This is a genomic window from Microbulbifer rhizosphaerae (assembly GCF_014191725.1).
Lineage (GTDB): Bacteria > Pseudomonadota > Gammaproteobacteria > Pseudomonadales > Cellvibrionaceae > Microbulbifer > Microbulbifer rhizosphaerae.
In genome coordinates this window covers 187,572-204,987 of the sequence record NZ_JACHWZ010000007.1, presented here as the reverse complement: position 1 = coordinate 204,987, position 17,416 = coordinate 187,572, and the positions used below count along the sequence as shown (strand labels likewise).

12 protein-coding genes are annotated in these 17,416 nt (G+C 54.8%); 4 read left to right on the top strand and 8 right to left on the bottom strand.

Going from position 1 to position 17,416, the window contains the following annotated elements; translation table 11 throughout:
- Window positions 1-51: 51 nt before the first annotated feature.
- Window positions 52-3,495: a DEAD/DEAH box helicase family protein gene (locus FHS09_RS09410; protein ID WP_221191895.1), complete on the bottom strand. Its 3,444-nt coding sequence runs from the start codon at window positions 3,493-3,495 to the stop codon at window positions 52-54.
- 9 nt (window positions 3,496-3,504) lie between these two features.
- On the bottom strand, window positions 3,505-6,831 hold the full coding sequence (locus FHS09_RS23240) for a DNA methyltransferase (protein WP_183459149.1): 3,327 nt from the start codon (window positions 6,829-6,831) through the stop codon (window positions 3,505-3,507).
- 525 nt (window positions 6,832-7,356) lie between these two features.
- Between FHS09_RS23240 and FHS09_RS09400 the strand changes: the two genes are divergently transcribed.
- Entirely contained in the window at window positions 7,357-7,521 is a 165-nt protein-coding gene (locus FHS09_RS09400; protein ID WP_183459147.1) for a hypothetical protein, read from the top strand.
- A gap of 62 nt (window positions 7,522-7,583) precedes the next feature.
- Here FHS09_RS09400 and FHS09_RS09395 read toward each other — a convergent pair whose 3' ends face one another.
- Complete coding sequence (locus FHS09_RS09395; protein WP_183459144.1) at window positions 7,584-8,201, bottom strand: Fic/DOC family protein; 618 nt, start codon at window positions 8,199-8,201, stop codon at window positions 7,584-7,586.
- 15 nt (window positions 8,202-8,216) lie between these two features.
- Entirely contained in the window at window positions 8,217-11,111 is a 2,895-nt protein-coding gene (locus FHS09_RS09390; RefSeq protein ID WP_183459142.1) for an SNF2-related protein, read from the bottom strand.
- A gap of 327 nt (window positions 11,112-11,438) precedes the next feature.
- Here FHS09_RS09390 and FHS09_RS09385 point away from each other — a divergent pair, with 327 nt between their 5' ends.
- Window positions 11,439-12,344, top strand: coding sequence for a PhzF family phenazine biosynthesis protein (locus FHS09_RS09385; RefSeq protein ID WP_221191894.1), 906 nt, complete (start codon window positions 11,439-11,441; stop codon window positions 12,342-12,344).
- Between the two features lie 640 nt (window positions 12,345-12,984).
- Here FHS09_RS09385 and FHS09_RS09380 read toward each other — a convergent pair.
- Window positions 12,985-13,437, bottom strand: a complete 453-nt coding sequence (locus tag FHS09_RS09380) for a hypothetical protein (RefSeq protein ID WP_183459140.1) — start codon at window positions 13,435-13,437, stop codon at window positions 12,985-12,987.
- A 147-nt stretch (window positions 13,438-13,584) separates the two neighbouring features.
- The gene (gene mtgA / locus FHS09_RS09375; protein ID WP_183459138.1) at window positions 13,585-14,265 is read right to left on the bottom strand and encodes a monofunctional biosynthetic peptidoglycan transglycosylase; all 681 of its coding nucleotides are present in this window, start codon (window positions 14,263-14,265) and stop codon (window positions 13,585-13,587) included.
- 607 nt (window positions 14,266-14,872) lie between these two features.
- On the opposite strand from mtgA, the gene FHS09_RS09370 reads away from it, so the two are divergent.
- Both FHS09_RS09370 and FHS09_RS09365 read left to right on the top strand, forming a co-directional pair.
- A complete protein-coding gene (locus FHS09_RS09370; protein ID WP_183459136.1) occupies window positions 14,873-15,217 on the top strand; it encodes a hypothetical protein in 345 nt (114 codons plus the stop codon).
- Complete coding sequence (locus FHS09_RS09365; protein WP_183459134.1) at window positions 15,207-15,875, top strand: hypothetical protein; 669 nt, start codon at window positions 15,207-15,209, stop codon at window positions 15,873-15,875. Before FHS09_RS09370 ends, FHS09_RS09365 begins: the two co-directional genes overlap by 11 nt.
- Before the next feature lie 107 nt (window positions 15,876-15,982).
- Here FHS09_RS09365 and FHS09_RS09360 read toward each other — a convergent pair whose 3' ends face one another.
- Complete coding sequence (locus FHS09_RS09360) at window positions 15,983-16,228, bottom strand: hypothetical protein (protein ID WP_183459132.1); 246 nt, start codon at window positions 16,226-16,228, stop codon at window positions 15,983-15,985.
- 75 nt (window positions 16,229-16,303) lie between these two features.
- Window positions 16,304-17,353 carry a PDDEXK nuclease domain-containing protein gene (locus FHS09_RS09355; protein ID WP_183459130.1) on the bottom strand — a complete coding sequence of 350 codons (1,050 nt, stop codon included), beginning with the start codon at window positions 17,351-17,353 and terminating at the stop codon, window positions 16,304-16,306.
- Window positions 17,354-17,416 lie beyond the last annotated feature (63 nt).

The following is a 17,416-nucleotide window of genomic DNA, read 5'->3' as shown; positions in this document are numbered from 1 at the left end:
GTCTTAATGGGCTAAACCAGGTTGGATATCGGCAAAAGTCAGCCGGCTGAGTTAGGCAATTTTCTGCACCATCTGCCTGATCGCTGCCTCTTCATCTTGCTCAAACAGAATATTCCAGTCTTCCAGCTGCTGTTCGCTGACCGGATTTCCCTTCTCATCACGCCAATCTCCAAGGAGTGTGGCCTTTGGGGTATTGGAGATCAAAAAGGCATCCAGCTGGATATTGCTGTTGGCCGGATTATTCTGAATAAGTCCCGCTTCGATATCCTTGATGGTTTTGTGGAATTTCACTTTCGGGCTAGATGGCGTATGGTTGCGGAGCCCTTTGGGGTCCACAAATATCACGTGTTGCTTTCCATCGCGCACTAGCCAGAGAATAAAGTCCGGGTAAAACCCGCCGTCGATAAACGCGCCGACGGCGCCCTGGCCGCTTTGATTGCGTAGCAGGTACAACTCAAAGCCTTTGAAGACATCCTGCTCCCAGGCCTTCTGCAGATCCTTGACGAATTGCGCTTCCCCCTTGTTCAGGGAAACCGGGCTCACCTGAAAATCCAGTCCTTGCGTCGCGGCCACCAGTGGTTGATAGAAATGCCGCTCGCACCAGAGGAACTCCAGGCCGTCCAGTACTTTGTCTTTCCACTGCGCCACATCTTCGTTGAGGATATGAGTGCGCAGGTTATCCAGCTGCTTGATCAGTGAATCGTGACGCAAGGAATCCAGGGTCAATGTATAACTGCCGTGGGGCGATTGCTCGCTGACGCCAAAAAGATATTGGTTGTTTTCGGTAATCGGCCGGTATTCGAGTTTATCGGCTTCCCACTGTTTGCGGCGATAACCGTAGAACATCTCGCAATATTTACGCAGCAACGCGCCCGCCATCTCGTGCCACAGGGGCAACTTGCCAAGATCGCCAAGGGCCATTGCCGAATCCGGTGCTTGCAGCTGGTACCAGCCGTCGTCCGAGAGTAGCTCGACGATGCGGTCCTGAGAGAGCGTCAAGTTGGACCAGCGGCGGTCGCGCTTGAACGCGAGCAAATCGAAGTAAAGCGCCTCAATATCCAGTACGGCCAGGTGCGCGCTGGTAAAGCGCTGTGTTTTCCGTTTTACCTGGCGCTCACCCTGGGTATCTGTGGAAAAGGCACCGACACGGGGGTAAAAATCCAGCTCCACACGAGGAGGATTACAGAAATAGTTAAAAGCGCCCTGCTCGCCGCGCGAAAGAAATTCCGCCGGCGGCAATAGCTCCACCTGTTCGGCCAACTCCACAAAGGCGCTTCCGGCGCCGCCGATGGCTTTGCCGGCTACCGCCGGCTTCAGCCGGATAACCGGCAGGTTGTCGGGCAGGTCTTTCATGGGCGCCAGCGGCAGCTCGTACTCGATCAGGCCGTGGTTGACCGGAATTTCCTCATCTTCCAGCTCCTTGCGGAACTGGGCGATGTAATCGGCTTTCACCCCAAACAGGTTCAGAGTTTCCAGAATGCCGATATGCCGCGGGCGCTCCAGCTCCGCCTGCTTGAGTTCATTGATGAGTTCCGTGGAGCGCTTCAGGGTGGTCTGGAATCCCTTGAGGCGTACGCCGCGGCCGAACAACTGAATAATCTGCGCGCCTTCGTTTTTGCCGACGTTCATCAACGTCATATTCGATACGCGCCAGCTGCTCCAGCCCTCGGTAAATTTCTTTGAGCCCAGCAGCAGATTGATCTGGGAGTCGTCGCTGTTAATGGTGTTAAACAGCGAGCTGCTAAAGCGGGCGTCCTGGGTAAGCAGATCGTGGGATTCGCAGAGCTTCACCAGCTTGCTGTCGTCGCCTACGTTGATGACCCCGAAAGGTGTATCGGAAACGCCGCCGCGCAGGGCGATTTCGCCGGCCACGCCGGTGATGTTTTCGATATACAGGCGGCCGCCGCTGGTATGGAAAATCCGCTCCAGAATATCTGAATACAAATCCGCAGCGGATTGATCCAGTTCTTTCAGGTAGTTGAAGCGCCCGTCCAGCAGGTTGCGGCCACCGGCGGTTTCCATGCCTTTGTTCAGCAGCTGCTCGATGGCTTTTTCGGTCGCCTCGCGCTGGCTGAGTACCCGGTCGATAAACTGCAGAACCTTGACCGTATCGGTCGCCTCCGCCGCATTCAAGCCGCCGGACTTTCCAGTTACCTTGGAGCTGACGAATACCCACAGTGGCTGGTAAAGGTTAAAACGCTTGAACAGGTCGGGCTGGTCGTCGAACAGGCGCAGCTGCTGGTAAAAACTCAGTAGCGACGCCACCAGATAGCGGTACTCGTCCTCGCCATCCAGGTTTTTCTCCAGGTTCAGAATCTGCGACTGTTTGCCGTAACCGTCGCTATAGAAATGGCGGTAGGAATAGTCGAGGAGAATCGACTTGGTATAGATCTGGCGCAGGTTCTCGTGCTGCCCGCTGGACTGGGCAAAGGTGGCCGAGTACTCGAAGGAAAATCCCCTGGCGCAGAGCTTGCGCCGGTAGTCCAGCCATGTGCCGCCGCCGCTGGCGGTACCCCGGTGGCCCTCGTCCACCAGCAGCAGGTTATTGGCGCCGAAGCTGTCCACGGCGACGGTCTTGTTTTTCTCGCTGTCGCGCAGCTTGTTGATATCGATCACCAACACCGGGTTTTGCGCAAACAAGTCGTCCTGCCCGCCGCGGGCGCTGAACTCGCTGGCCTCAATGCCGGATATTTTGAGCTCCTGCAGGTGCTGGCGAGTGAGCCCCTCATTCGGCGTCAGCAGAATAATCTTGTTGATATTGCGCGCCTTGCCGAAGCGCTTCAGGTAGTAGCGGAACTGCTGGATATTGGCGTGCATCAGCAGGGTCTTGCCGGAACCGGTGGCGCTCCAGAAGGCGATACGGGCCAGCTGCGGCCACAGGTCGTCGTCCGCATTCAGCGGCTTTAGCGGCTTGTGGCCGTAGTTGCGCTCATCCAGCCAGTGCTGGTTCCAGCGCTGGATCTGCTCGTTCAGGGCTTCCAGCAATTCCTGTGGGCGGGTGAAAAAGTAGTCCAGGTAGATTTCGGTGAACAACAGCGCCAGATACTGGAAGTACTTCCACTCCAGCGGCGTCTCCCCGGCAGTCTGGCGCCCCAGGTTGATCCTGTCGGTGATTTGTTTGATATGGCGGTCGTAGTCCAGCAGTTGCTCCTCGGTGAGCTTGATCTGGCTGGTGGCAATCTGCCCGGGGCCGTTGTCGTAATTCTGGATAATGGCCTCGACAATCCGGTGCACACCATCGCCATTACGGCCGGTCACATCCCCCATCAGCTGGAAGCGGTCGCGGAAGGCCTCCAGGGTGGCCGCCTCGCGCTGGTTGTGTTTATCCACCGGGTAGCGCCCGGAGACGGACTCGAAGCCGAACAGGGAGAAGAGCCACTGGGTCAGTACCAGGTGGTGGCGGAACTCCAGCGTCTGCTTCTTGGCTTTTTTGCCGCGCACGCCGCTTTTGCTTGCGGGCGCCTTTGCCGTGGGCTTTTTCATTGCTGCTGCCATGCTGCCCCCTTAGTGCTCTGCCGCTTCGGTCCCGGCAAACATCAGCCGGTGGAAAGCCTCTTCGATCAGCTGTAGCCGGGCCTCTTCCATGGGCTCGCCGTGGCGGTTTTTGGGGATGGCAATATTGTGGTCGCCGTTCACATAGAGGATATCCACCTCGTCGTCGGCGCTTTGGGTGAGGCGAATATTCAGCTTTTCGATCAATACCGCATCCAGTACCGCGTTGTCGAGCAGCAGGCCCTTTTCCTCCCCGGCAATCAGCGACGGCAGATTGCGCCACACCACCAACACCTTCTGCCCCGCGCGATTGGTGCCGTACACGGTGCGGAACCACCACAGCTGCTTACGCTCGGTCTTGCTCTTGCCGGCCAGCGCCTCGGCGCTGACACGGCTGACCTGGGCCTGCCAGCGGCCGTATTCCCCCTGGCTCACTTCGGCATCAAACCAGAGCGGCGCGGCGATATGCTCCACGGTCAGCCCCAGCAGATAGTTGAAGGTTTCCAGCAGGTCTACGCGCACGGCTTTGGTTTCGTCGCCACTGGCGGAGCGCACGTCCAGCTTGTAGGCGGTGGGGTCGGTAAACAGCTTGGTGTTGAGCAGCGAGGCGGAACCGCGGGTTTCCACCTCCAGCATATAGTTCATCACATAGCTCTGGCGGGCGGCGTCCAGCTCAGAATTTTCGTGGGCCTGCAACAGTTCCTGTTGGCCTTTACCGCGGTGCAGGGCCAGATTGCCGAGGGTGTCTTCGTAGCTTTCCAGGCGCAGGTACTTAAAGCAGTGTGTAAGACCACTTTCCTGCAATTGTGGCTTGCCACCTTTCCAGTGAGTGGTGTAACCAATTCTCAGGAGCCTCGGCTTAAGGACGGCATCAAAGTGGCTTCCCATCTCGATAAGAAGAAACTTTCGACCGACAAAATCAGCTTGATTCATTGTCATTACGGCATGCCCCGTAGTGCCTGAACCAGAGAAAAAATCTAATACTAATTGGCTCGTCTGAACATTACAGTGCTGGACAAATCTAGAAATTATGGATGTTGGCTTCGGGGCAGCGAATGTTCTGGTCTTTCCAAATATTTCAGTTAGCTCCTTTTCCCCATCCGAAAAATCGATAACTGTTGATTTGGCGACATTAGTTTCTACTTCATGTAAAAAACGTTTCGTTTGGGGCACTTTATTGTCATCCTCTCCCCAAGCAATTCTGTGGTCCCTCTTAAGATCATTGAAGGAATTTTTTTGACGACCTAGGGGGTTAAGGGGCCAGCTCCACCCCCTTTTAGGGGAAGGGCAAGGTTTCCCTGTCGTTGGGTGTATGGGCTGGTAAAATCGATAGGCAGGATCATTCGGATCCTTAAATTCAGGTTTTTGTGAGTCCTGTTTAATTTGAGGCATGGACGGATTATCTTCGCGCCAAACCCATATATTAGCTTTTTCAGTGCGAGCCCGATCTTCAGAAACATACTTGCCGTTGCTATCTCGGTACTCAGCTCGGTTGTAGTTGTATATTCCTTTCCACTCGTCGATAGCACTCTTTCCCTTTTTTAAAATTTCTTCTTTGTGGTTTTTAAAAAGGTTTTTAAGTGCTAATTCAATCTCTGCTACGCATGGATAATCTGGGTTTAGCTCTTCTAGCAGATCTATGATTTCCTTATATCCGGGCTTTCCTTCCCGAAACATCAGCCAATCATTTTTGGCTTCTTCTTTATTCTTTGAGAAGACCTCAATATACTCATGATTGGTTGAATAAGTTGGCGACTGATTCTTAGTTGTATTTTGGACCCAAATTATCTCTTCTATATGATTTTTCTCGCCAAACACTTGATTTAGCGCTTGCTCTAGATTGGGACGCTCTATGCCATCAATACTAGAAAAAAGTACACCATCGTTAGATAGCAAATTGTGTGCGGCACCTAAGCGACCTCGTATCATCGATAGCCAGGTGGAATGCTGATACTGATCTTTGTAGGCAAACCCATCGCCACCGGTGTTATATGGCGGATCAATATAAATACACTTAACCTGTTCCCGATAGCGCTCCTGCAACAGATTCAGTGCCTGGAAGTTCTCCGAATGCACCAGCAGCCCGTCACACTGCGCGTCCAGATCTTCGATCGTCGCCAGTAGTTGCGCCTTGAACGTTTCGTCAAAGTGGCGGGTATCCAGCATCAGGTAGCGGTATTGGGGCTGGGCGAGAAATTCCGGCCAGTCCTGTTGCGTGTAGTCTTTCTCCAGCTGCGCCAGATCCAGTTTGTACAGCTGCTGCCAATCCTGCAGCTGCACCTCGCTGGAAAACACCTGTTCCAGCAGTGTCGTGTGTTCGGCCAGGCGGTCGAGGGTGATGCAATAGTTGGTTTCGGTAACAAATTTCTTCTTGAGCCAGAGCTTTTTCTGGAAATTTTCCAGCTGCGCCAGAAATGCAATAATGCTCTCGCCCAGTTTGCGGATCACTTCGATCTTGCTGAGCAGCGGCGCCAGGCGCGTGGGGTTGTTTTTGAGGGAAGCCAGGTCGGCCCAGTCGAGCAGCTCGTTCTTGATATAAAAATCCAGCTCGCGATTCAGAAAGCCGCCGAGATCCTTGTGGATAAAGTAATCGAAGCTGTTTTTCTTGGTGTAGTTGTTGAGCTGGCCCTGCAGGCGGCTGTAGTCGGCCTGTTCGCCGTTGGCCTTGGTGTAGGGCTGAGCCAGCAGTTGGCGCCAGGGCTCCGACAGGCCGCTGTCGCCGCTTAGCAGCCAGGCGGTGGCACTGGCCACCAGCCCCCCCTGTACCGGCGGCTTCTTCTTTGCCGCGGCGGTGGCTTTGGCCAGTTCGGCCTGAATCGCGGCGTTGCTATTCCAGTCCTCCTGGGTGGCGGCGCGGAACACAAAACGAATCTGAAGCTCCTCGAATTGCTGGCCATCTTCGTTGGGCTCGCCCTGAATCAGCTCGAACGGTTGCTCGGCGTCGAGGATAAATACCCGCTTGCCGTTGTCGCTCTCCTTGTTGTTGTTCTGGGCACCGGCCTCGGCGTCCACCAGTTTGAAGTGCACCCGCAGGGGATCGGGCTCGGCTTCACTGGTGTGGGGATTGAGACGGAAGCTGTAGTCGCGCAGGGTCTCGCTGCTTTTGATGTAGTACTGGTCCTTGTTGGCCCAGTGCAGCACCACCTCTTCGCCCTGGTAGGGGATGGCGTAGGTGCCGTCTTTGTACACCCGGCGGGAGAGAAAATCCCCCTCGTCGTAGTAGCGGTTGAAGAAGGTCACCAGGGCGTCGTACACCTCGCCCTCCTCCCGCGCCAGGTCAAAGCCGTCGCTCAGCTGGGTCTTGAGCTGCTGTACCTTGGGCAGGGTGTCCGGGTCCACTTCCAGGGCCTGGGCACCGGCGATGGCTTTGTCGAGCTCTTTCTGCAGTTCGGCCTTGTCGCTGGAGGCGAAGTTGGCGAAGGCCTCGCGGGTGACGCGCGGCAGGTCGCGCTCGATAAAGCGGTTAATGTCGTCTTTGCGGGCGTGCATAATGCGGTAGAGGCCGAAATCCAGTTCCGGGTGGTTGAGCTGGAACATCTCGCGCAGGAGTTCGGCAAACTGTTCGCGGCGCTGTTCGGCCTTGTGTACCTGGGTGCTGTTGGAGCTGAGGTGCTGTTGGAGCTGAGGGGTTGGTCGGTCATGGGGCCCTTGGTTCCTTGTATTCGTTCTTGTGCCTAGCCGTTTGAGCTTGGTCTTTGCAAAATGGGGCTTATTCTGAGGGAAGGATGGCGCCAGAGCCAGTGGCCTGATTCAACAAAAATGGGTGTCTCTATGGCATTGTGAGAGAGGGATGAGTGTGGAGGCACTTTTTAGGTTTTTTAGGCCCCTTCTGGTATAATTCTTAAGCTATTAAGGAGATTGACCATGACCCGTCGGCCCAAGTCCGTCATTCGCAAAGTCAGCCTGAATCAAATCCGCCGCTCTGTAGCCAGCTCTAGCGCAATCGAGACTGGCGAGTCAAGCAAGCTGATCGAGGCGCGGTTGAAAGCCCGCAAGCGTCGCTTCCCGGATCTGCTCCTGGCCCGTTGATTTGCTCTCCCTTCTCTAAGTGGTTCGAAGGGGCCGCCAAGCCGCTCCTCCCGCTTCCGCAACTAACCTTGCTGTTGCTCCAGCACGTCCCTGATCAGCCGCTGCATATGCAGATAGTCGCCGCCCACTCCCGCCTGAATTGACCTGAAGTAAAACTCCCTGTGGTCTTCCCACAACTGGTAGTCCAGTGGTTGGAAGCCGGCCTGAAGCGCCATTACGTCCAGCAGCAGGCGGGATATTCGGCCATTGCCTTCCCTAAATGGGTGAATCAGGATGAATTCCACATGACTTTCGGCCATGTAGCGGATGAATTCTTCGTCCGGTGTATCCGGCAGAGAGGGAAATTGCTGAAGGTATTGCTGTTCGAAGTTCTTGATGAGCTTTGGCAGTGTGCCCACGATGGAAAAGTGGAAGCCGCCTTTGCTCATATTGACCGTGCGCAGGCTGCCCGCCCATGGGTACAGATTGCCCAGCCACCGGTGGTGCCAGTGCTGGATATCCGCAAAGGACAGCGTATCGCGTGATTGAAGTAGTACCTCTTCGTAGAGCGCCTCCAACAACTCCGTTTCGGCATCGTCGATATCCCGCTTTCTGGTCAGGCCCGGGATATTGCGCAGCACGCCCTCCTCTCCGCCTGGCTGCTGTTCTGCCTCGCTTCCCGTTGCATCGTACCGGCTCATTGGCGTGCTCCTGATCTACATCAGGCGCCAGCGGATGGTGAACAGCTCCTGGGTACTGCTCTTCTGGTGCATCTGCTGTTCGAGGGCATCGATGAGGGCGTCGCGGCGGGCCTCGATGGCATCTTCCACATCAAAAATTTCCTGGCGCTGGCGACGCTGCAGCCGTTCCAACTTCTTGATCGACTCCTGCGCTTCCTTCTGTTCCTGAATGGTGTCCGCCTGGCGGGATAGCTTCTTGGCCCTCTGCAGTTCTGCGCGGGTATCTTCCAGCTGCTTCTGTGCAGATTTCATCTGGTCTTCCGCCCAGGCCTCGAGCTTGTCGCGCTCGCGCTTGAAGTATTCGTTGTTTTCATCCAGCAGCTTGCTGAGCCTGGCGTCCAGCTGGCGCTTGGCGTTTTGTTCCAGTGTCTGGGGCGGTGTTTGCTCATTGCTGCCTCCGCTAAGTGGCACGGTTTGCGCCTGCAGTAGGAATAAGTCGGCGCACTGCTCCGTATCCAGCAGTCGGCCGTCGTCGGTGAATGCGGTAAATACCAGGTGCTCCTCGTTCTGGAAGCTGGACAACTGTAGTTGATTCAGTTCCAGCCATCCGGCCTGGCCCTGTAGCGGCTCCAGGGAAGAGAGCTTTCTGGTGAAGCCGGCAAGGTCAAATTCAACGGCCTCCAACGGCGTGTCCAGGCGTCTTCCAGTATCGAGCACCCACTCCCCCAGCGGATGGCCAAGCCGGTATTTGTGGGCCTGTTCGATAGGTTTCAGTTGCTTGTCTTTGCCGGTCAACTGATAGAGCCCCGGCGGAACAGAAATGCCCTCTGGGGGTTGGTCCAGCTGAAATGTGAGATTGACGGGAGTGAACGATGCGCGCGATGCCAGTATGTGACGGCTGAGGTTCCAGAACATGCGGCTCATCTGGTCCAGCTGCAGCTGTGCCTCTTCGTGCCGGAGCTTGAGCTTGTCGTGGATGTTGGCGTCGAAGTGCTCAAACAGCTTTTCTCGAGTTTCATCCATGCGTTTGGCGATGTCTTCTTCCAGCTCTTGCTGCAGTCGGTCAAAGGCGGCTTGGATTTCGGCGGGATCACGGCACTCGTTGTAAATCGAGACTATGCGTTTTTCGATGTCGAGACCGGACTCGATACTGCCCAAAACATCGTCGGAAGCGCCGAATAGGCCATCGAATAGCTGGAACTTGTGGCTGAGGAGCTCCAGTACTCGGCGGTCCGCCTGATTCTGTTTGTTCAGGAAGTTAATGACCACGACATCGTGTTTCTGGCCGTAGCGATGGCAACGGCCGATACGCTGTTCCACGCGCTGTGGATTCCAGGGCAGGTCGTAGTTGATGACCAGGCTACAGAATTGCAGGTTGACTCCCTCGGCTGCGGCCTCCGTAGCGATGAGTATTTCGGCATCCGAGCGAAAATGGTCAATGATGGCTGTGCGGACATCGACGGCGCGGCTATCGGTTACCCGGTCGGTACCCTTGTGCACTTCGAGCCACTGCTGGTAGATAGCGTTGGTACCAGGTGCATTATTGTTGCCGCTGAAAAGAGCAACTTTGCCGGCGTAGCCGTGCCGCTCCAGGTGGCTCGCCAGGTATTCCTGGGTTCGACAGGATTCGGTAAAGATCACGGCTTTGCGCTCGGCACCGCGCTCTGCCATCTTGTTGAGGCCCTGTTCCAGTGCAATCAGTAGGGACTCGGATTTGGCATCTTCGTGAATGCGGTCGGCCAGTTCCCGGTATTGCTCCAGTTCGGCAATCTCGCCGCGTAACTTGTCGAGATCAATGGCTATTTCCATGCTGCTGACTTCGTACTCGGGCGACTCTTCCGCAGCCTCAAGCAGTTCATCGTCGAAATCGTCGTCCAGCAGGCCTTCCGGCCAGGGATCATTAGTTGCGGTGATGCTGCCCTTTTCCTCCAGTTTCTTAAGGCGTTTCAGCAAACTATCCAGGGTTTTGCGCACCGCAGCGGTTGAGGATGCCAGCAGCTTGCGTACAACCAGGGTCACCAGGTGCCGCTGCTGCACTGGTACTCCGTAGCTGTCGGCGCGTTGAAGATATGCCGAGATCGAGTAGTAGAGGCGCATTTCATCCTCACTTGGCTCGAACTCGTAGGTATAGGCTTTTCGCTCGGTGTAGGGAACGTACTCCAACACTTGCTTGCGCAGGGTGCGATGAATGAACTCATCCAGCCGTGCCTTTAGCCCCAAAAGATCGCTATCACTGCGCATGTACTGTTGGCGGAAGCTGGCTTTGTCGCCAAACAGATTTTCGTCAATGATGGTAGATAGGCCGAATAGCTCCAACAGAGTATTTTGCAGCGGCGTCGCTGTGAGCAGTAGCTTCTTACAGCCGGCAAAGGTCTCGCGGAGGCTATTGCCAATGATGTTGCTGTCCCTGTGGGCGTTACGCAGCTTGTGGGCTTCATCAATCACCACCAAATCCCAGGGGACTTGGCGTAACTGCTGCTCCATCCGCTTGGAAAATTGGTAGGAGAAGATCGAAATAGCCGGGCTGCCGAAGGGATCGGGGTTGCCACCCTGGCGCAGAGCTTTCCACGTCTTATTGTCCAGTACTTGGGTGGGTAGGTGGAATTTCTCTGCCAGCTCATTCGCCCATTGCTTGCGCAGCGCTGCCGGGCAAATGACTACAATATGACGCTTTCTCTCTGCCCAAAGCTGGGCCATGACCAGTGAGGCTTCAATGGTCTTTCCCAGTCCTACCTCATCTGCCAGAACGACGCCTTTCACCAGGGGGTTTTGCAAGGCAAAGAGTGCGGCGTCGATTTGGTGGGGGTTGAGATCGACGGAAGCATCGAACAGAGAGTTTCCCAATCGACCTACGTCACCACCTCTGCGCTGGCGGGTGAGCTCAAAGGCAAAGAACTTGGCATGATAATCGGTGATCTGCGAAGGCGACATAGGTGTTCCCAATGATTTCGACAGCATAAACCATTCTGTCTTAACGGGGAATTGAGTGCAAAGTATCCATAGGGCTTGGCATAACTGGACGTTGGGCGGAGTTTGAGGGTGTTATTGCTGTGTTTGATCAACTGTACCTTCAGAAGGTTTTCCTCCGGGTCATCAGGGCATCCAGCGTCTTGAGGCTTTCCTGCACATTGATGCGTGTGGCCTTGGACATAGGTGGCATTCCTGTAAATCCGCCGCGCTTTTGGCGCAGCTGGTAATTGAAATCCTGCCACAATCGGGCATAGTCGTTACCGAGCAATAAACAGAAGGTGAAGGATCATGGCTCTCGACTACGCACTCCTCAATGTATTTGCCGATGTACCTTTCCAGGGCTCCCAGATTCCGGTGGTGAAGCTGGATGGAGCCACTGTCAGCGATGACGGCAAGATGGCCATCGCCGGCGAGTTCCAGCAGACCCAGACGGTGTTCATCGAGCAGGATAACGCCGCCGCGCCGGTGAGCGTGTTCAGCAGCAGGGGGAGGGAGTTGTTTGGCGCGCACACCATTCTGGCCGCTTCTTATGTGGCCTATGAGATGGGGCTGACCAAGGACGAAGGCAGTTTCGCTTCCTTCCTGCTGAAGCAGAATGACCAGCTGATCGAGAGCTTTATCGACAAGGGGCACGGGGCGCCGGGCTCCATCCAGTTTGCCCGCCTGCTCAGCCCCACCGTCGATCGCTACACCCCGGAAATTCCCCGCCTGGCGGCGGCACTGAACATCGATGAGAAGCACATCGCGTTCAGCAAGTACAAGCCCATGGTGGTGAGTGTGGATACGCCGACCCTGATAGTGCCCTTTACCCGCCCGGAACATGTGATGGCGGCCAGCCTGAACCACGGATACTGGGCGGAGCTCTCCGGTGATGTGTACACCTCTGAGCTGTTCCTGTTTGCACCGGGTTCCATTACCGGTTCTTCCCAATTCCACGGCCGTCTGCTCAACCCGGACATGCCCCGGGGTGCTTTTCCGCCTATCGGTAATGTGATGCCGGAATTTATTGCCTATCTGGCCGAGCAGCCGGATACCGCGGCCGGTACCCACACCTTCTCTATCGACCGAGGCAGCAACGATACCCGCAAGAGCATTCTGCACGCGGAATTCGACAAGAAGCCGGGCAAGGAAGTGCGTTGTCGGATTGGTGGCAATGTGATCAAGATAGGGGTGGGCTCGCTGCTGTATCCCTGAGCCATTCACCAGGTATATGGGCTCTTGTGGCAGCATGATTTGTCGGTCATGCCAGGACCCAAATGCTTGGGGCTGACCAAACGAGAAGAGCCTCAAGCGGTGTGCGAACCGGAAGTAGATTCAGCCTTCCCACCAGCGCAGAAACACCTCTCCTATAGTCTCCTTTGCTGCCGCCGGCCAGAGGCCGGCACAAACCTGCGGAATACCGGCGGATTATGCCCTCGGCAGATTTGCCGTGGTCTCGCTTCGGTCGGCTCGCGCACTTAGGCCATTATTTCGCGAGTGGTAATTAGTTGACCAGAAAAGCCTATTTGGTCGCAGGTTTAATAAAAGCGTTAATCAAGCTCTTGGAGTATGGGGATCATGGAACTCGCTTCTTGTGCGTTTCCTCCGAAATAGATAAATGGAGAGGTTGTTGGAGGGTCTGTTTTCTTGCCGGAATTGTCCAGCCCTGAAGTTTTATTCCATCCTTTGTTCGTAATTCTTCGAAGAAATCTGCAAATTTCCTGTAATTTAGAAAATCAGGTTTGCTTGGATAGAATACAAGATGGCTTTGGGCCAGATAGAGCGTGCTTATATAAAGAAAGTAGGCTCCTGACAAGGAGCCTACTGTGACCATCGCAATGGTAAGAAGCATTGGTCAGGGACAGTTTATTTGCGTTATATCAATATCTGCCGACTCAACCGGGACGATGCAGATACAGACATTTTTATCGATAACGCCAAGAACGGCGTAACTCCCAGCCTCTATTTCTTCTGCTTCGGGCTTTGGTGCGACTACCTTTAGACTTTTCCCGTTAATTACGGTGCCCTTGTTCTGGGCAACGCCTGTAATGACGGTGGGCTCTGGGATATTTGATGCGAAAGACGGTGATTTTTTCAGTCCAAAAAGACCTGAACCCTGGGCCTTAACCTTTTCAACCTTGATAAGAAACCGGTCTTCAATCGCTCGGTCAGCCGGCCACTCCCATTTCAATTCTATGTCTGCGGACATTGCACATCCTCCGATAAGTGATAGCGTCAACATGGCGACGAATTTGACTGCTATTGAAGTTTTCTTACTCAACGACAAGATCACATCTATCTCCGCCACGGGGCTCCGCCCCCATGTGTCCACTATACAATCTTGTGTGTTTTGATGTTTGGCTTGGCGAGAGTGAAGTCACCTCAACCTCCCCAATAGCTTTCTGCGGCAGCGAGCGACACCGGGAGGTAGATAAACTTCATGTCGAATCCGCTTTTAGAGATTCTTCAGGTAGCCGGCGTCACCCAGTTTCCGCACCTGTCTGTGGATGGTCGATGCGCGGCTGCGCACATAATGGGAAGGCGCTTTTGCGGACATCCGCTTCGGGCTTGGCAGCACCGCGGCCATAAGCCCGGCCTGCCAGTGGCTGATATTTTGCGCGGAGGTGCCGAAAAAGCTTCTTGCCGCGGCCTCGGCACCGTAAATCCCCTCCCCGAATTCGGCGATATTCAGATAGACCTCCAGAATCCGTTCCTTGGGCCAGAGCAATTCCATCAACAGGGTAAACCAGGCTTCCAGCCCTTTGCGCAGGTAGCTGCGGCCGTTCCACAGGAACAGGTTTTTGGCGGTTTGCTGGGTAATGGTACTGGCGCCGCGGGTGCGTTTGCGGTTTTCGTTTATGGCTTGTTTGAGCGCGGCGAAATCGAAACCGTAATGCAGGGGGAACTTCTGGTCTTCCGCGGCGATAACGGCCATCTGCAGGCTGGGGGAAATCTTCTCCAGCGGGCGCCATTGCTGCTGCGCCTTGTGGCCGCTGTGTTGCTGCCAGAACTGGATTACCGCGGAAGAGGGTGGATCTACCCAGCGCAGCATCAGTACCAGCAGGACCGTTGCAAGCGCGAAGGCAACGCAGAACCAGAGGACAAATTTGAAAGGGGTTCTCAGAAATCGGGGCATAGTGGAGTCCGGTTGCCGGTTATCCTGGTCTAAGCAGTGAGATGCCTGCGGGCGCTGGAGGTTCCGGTACCCAATATATCGTGCATTTTTGTTGTCACATAGGCCTGGTCGGGGGGGACGACTTCCGGGTGCAGGTAATCCAACGGTCTCTGCGTGCGCTTCTCGGCGAGACGACCGGTCTTCAAGTGCGTGACTTGCTGGTCAAGCATGTTCGCCAACGTCTCGGCATTACAGGCTTACAGGGCACACACAGCCACAGTATCACCGGTCAAAGCTTGTCCTGGCGAGCCTTGGGCGGAAGCGCTGCTTTCTGCTCCTGTAATGCGGATGGAAGGTCACCTGCATCGATATCGAGGTCACTCGAATTTGCGCCCGCTTCACCGCCGTCAAGAGCTTTCGCACAGAAGCTGCATCGGTTCTCAATAGTTGATGCCATTTCATGAGTGCGATGATAAGTAAAGGCCAACAAGTACCGTGCCAGAGTCAAAAATAAATGGTGCCAGAGTCGAATTTATGGACTTTCTGTTGAGAAATTAATCTGTTTAAATATCTCTCAATGCAACTCACGGGCGTTTCCCGCGCGTGCCATTAAAAAGGAGTCTACTTAATGGAAGTGGTATCTGTATGGCTTATTTACCATAAAGCCTCTCTCGATGAGCTTTCCCCAATGAATGAGGATGGTTCGGAGTACATGGTGGGCACTGGGTTTGTGCCAGCCACAAGTATGAAAGAAGCTGTCTCTCTCTTTGAGAAGTATCTCGAAGGGCAGAAGATGGAAATTCTGGAGCTTACCAAGTGTGAGCAATTCGATCCCGCAAATTTTAACGAGTCTAACGAAGAAGATAGACAAATTATCCGTGCGGCCTCTAGCTCTCTGGAAGATGGGCAGATCCGCTACGTAGGCATTTCCTCTGAAGCAATGGAGTGCGACGAGGGTGAGGATGATGACTAGGCAACCTAAAGGCGCTATGACCTTTGCCGAAGGATTGTATGACTACAAAGTGGATGTAGATATCATCTTTAATAACGGCAAAGACAAGAAGGATTTTGTACTTAGAACTTGTTTGGATCAGTACAGCGTCTGGAAAGCCAGGTACGCGAAAGGTGCATCCCCCTTCAAGGCCTTTATCAAGGGACCCATGAGGGAAGCGGCAATCATTGATCGTGAGATTTGGGTTTTTGGCATTGATGCTACCAACTCCCATGATATTGTTGCTGCTGTGAACATAGGTACAGATTACTTTAAAGTTAGGCCCGATGACATAATCGGCGATGTCTACGTCAAGAACTTAAATGCTGAAAGTGAGCACGATATGCTTCGTCAAGCTCTGGTTAAGGCGAATAAAAGTCTGTATGAGAAGACTTGTAGTGCGATCATGGAAGCAGCGAGAGTTCTGGGCTGTTCCAAACCATTGAATTTCTGGGTCTACAGCAATAGTAAGAACCCTAAAATTAATCAGGAAGCTTTGCATGATGCTTTGATGGATGGTGGGGCATCTAGCGTTGAGACTGATACGGCTAAGCGCAACTACTGGGTAGGTAGTAATGATGGCTTGCAAGAAAGGAAAATTAGGACCAACTTGCACTTGGCTAAGCTGAATATCCAGTAAGTAATGACACCCTCTCAGTAGTTCGCCGGCATTCATTCCCAATAAGCTATAGAGAGGGTGCTGTTAGCTGGATTGGTTAAGATCTTTGCTCCTGTCATCTGCTCGTATCACCGTCCCCACCGCAAAAACTCCGGCCCCACCGCATGCTGCGGCAGCGAATGCGACTCCCCCTCGATCCCCTGTTCTTTTTCCATTTCGGTAACCCGCTCATTGGCGGCGACGAACCAGGCGGCGGGGTCGGCGGCACCCGAGTCCAGCGCATCGCCATACAGGGCCGCGCTGAACCAGGTGCGCTCGGAGTCGTCCCCGTAACCGAAGGAGGTGCGGTCCGGGGCGGCGGAGGTGAATACCACCCGGTTGGGGTTGGCCAGGGCCTCCTTCCACAGGCCGGGAGCGGTCTGCCTGGCGGCGGTTCTTTTATCTACCGTTTAAGCATCTACCCGGTATTCGCGTACCGCTTCCTCTATTTTCCGCTGTACGAGCGCCCGCTCCCGTTCCAGCTCGCGTTTCAGTTCCTCTTCGCTGGGCAATATGGTCAGGTATTTGGAGGCGAAGAGCTGTTGGCTGTCTTTGAGCACTGAATACTGCGCAACCGTGTGGTTGTGCTCACTGCAAAGGATCAGGCCGATGGTGGGGTTGTCGTCCGGGCCGCGTTTCTGTTCTTCGTAAAGCCGCACGTACATATCCATCTGGCCAACATCCTGGTGCGTAAGCTTGTTCATCTTCAGGTCGATCAGGACGAAGCATTTCAGGGTGTAGTTGTAGAAGACCAGGTCGATATAGTAATCGCCATCCTCGGTGCGGATGCGCTGCTGCCGTTCGACAAACGCGAAGCCCTTGCCCAGTTCCAACAAAAACCGCTGCAGGTTGCTGATGATGCCCTGCTCGAGATTGCTCTCCTGATAAGGTTGGCTGTCCAGATTCAGGAAATCGAGGATATAGGGGTCGCGCAGGTAGTCTTTGGGATCTTCGGCAAGGGGCTCGGTCTTCTCCTGGGCCTCGACCTCCACCGGGGCCTTGTCCTTACTGGAGAGCAGGCGCTCGTAGTAGAGCACGCCAATTTGCCGCTCGAGGGCGCGGGCACTCCAGTTCTGCTCCGCCGCCTCCCTGGCATACCAGTCACGGGCAGAGGGATTTTCCACCCGCAGCAGTGTGCGGTAATGGGTCCAGCTCAATTCGGGACGCACTGCGTCTCGAATTGGGAAGGCCTCGTAGAAGCGCCGCATATTGCGCAGATTTGTAGCGTCGAACCCCTTGCCGAACCGGCCGGTCAGGCGATCAGAGAGGCGCTTCATCTGTCCCTTGCCATAGGCCGCCCGCCGCTCACCGCGCTGTTCTTGCTCCAGAATCAGCCGCCCTATGTGCCAGTACGTCTGCACCATGGCCGTGTTTACACTGCGCTGCACCTGGTCGCGGGCTTGCTCGACTATCTGACTGATTTCCTCGAACAGGTCGCCGGGTCGGGGCAGGTTATTCATGTTTCGGTTCCTTCGAGTGATTGTTTTCCTTGTATTGGTCCGGGTACGAATCGAGGTCATTTT

What these genes read in the sequence shown, in the direction of transcription:
- FHS09_RS09410 (WP_221191895.1), bottom strand. Translation starts at nt 3,495, where the DNA reads ATGGCAGCAGCAATGAAAAAGCCCACGGCAAAGGCGCCCGCAAGCAAA.
- FHS09_RS09400 (WP_183459147.1), top strand. Translation starts at nt 7,357, where the DNA reads ATGACCCGTCGGCCCAAGTCCGTCATTCGCAAAGTCAGCCTGAATCAA.
- FHS09_RS09395 (WP_183459144.1), bottom strand. Translation starts at nt 8,201, where the DNA reads ATGAGCCGGTACGATGCAACGGGAAGCGAGGCAGAACAGCAGCCAGGC.
- FHS09_RS09390 (WP_183459142.1), bottom strand. Translation starts at nt 11,111, where the DNA reads ATGTCGCCTTCGCAGATCACCGATTATCATGCCAAGTTCTTTGCCTTT.
- FHS09_RS09385 (WP_221191894.1), top strand. Translation starts at nt 11,439, where the DNA reads ATGGCTCTCGACTACGCACTCCTCAATGTATTTGCCGATGTACCTTTC.
- mtgA (WP_183459138.1), bottom strand. Translation starts at nt 14,265, where the DNA reads ATGCCCCGATTTCTGAGAACCCCTTTCAAATTTGTCCTCTGGTTCTGC.
- FHS09_RS09370 (WP_183459136.1), top strand. Translation starts at nt 14,873, where the DNA reads ATGGAAGTGGTATCTGTATGGCTTATTTACCATAAAGCCTCTCTCGAT.
- FHS09_RS09365 (WP_183459134.1), top strand. Translation starts at nt 15,207, where the DNA reads ATGATGACTAGGCAACCTAAAGGCGCTATGACCTTTGCCGAAGGATTG.
- FHS09_RS09355 (WP_183459130.1), bottom strand. Translation starts at nt 17,353, where the DNA reads ATGAATAACCTGCCCCGACCCGGCGACCTGTTCGAGGAAATCAGTCAG.